Raw genomic sequence first — 643 nt, forward strand, 5'->3', positions numbered from 1 at the left:
GGTAATGTCGATGCTTGGTTTTTGATCCAATTCGGTAATAGTACAATCTGTACATTCTGGATCTCTTGGACAACTTGTACATGGTGTTGGATCAGAAGAAGTATCGGTTACGTTATTTCCTTTTGGATCTTTACCTGTTGCAGTTGCCAAGTTGTACACATAGCCTGCATTGATATCTTCTTGTGTAATCACATGTGTACCAGAGAAGGTAGTAGTATCTGAAGCACCTGGTGCTAAAGATGCTATTGAACCTCCTGTAATAGTAGCGTTGTTATCGGTCACTGTGATGTTGGTCAACGTTACATTTCCAGTGTTTTTGATTACGAAATTGTAGCTTACAACGTCACCCACATTGGTAATACCATCGTTGTTGCTGTCCACATACGTACCGTCTTTGGTAATGTCGATGCTTGATTCTTGAATATTGAAGGTATAATTAGCTTTACAACCATTTACATCTGTAATTTCAACAGTATAAGTTCCACTTTGTAAATTCGAAATATCTTCAGAAGAGGCACCATTAGACCACATAAACTCATATGGAGAGGTGCCTCCAGTAACCGTGATATCAATTGATCCATTGCTACAGTTTGTACAATTGTTGTTGTTAACAACAATTCCTGTAGCTTTTAAATCCGCATCC

At 38.4% G+C, this 643-nt stretch carries 1 protein-coding gene; it reads right to left on the bottom strand.

What is annotated here, in order from left to right; translation table 11 throughout:
- The coding region (locus ACZIX2_RS14235; protein ID WP_463340759.1) for a DUF7507 domain-containing protein at positions 1-643 on the bottom strand (643 nt) is incomplete at both ends.

This window comes from Flavobacterium riviphilum (assembly GCF_055231795.1).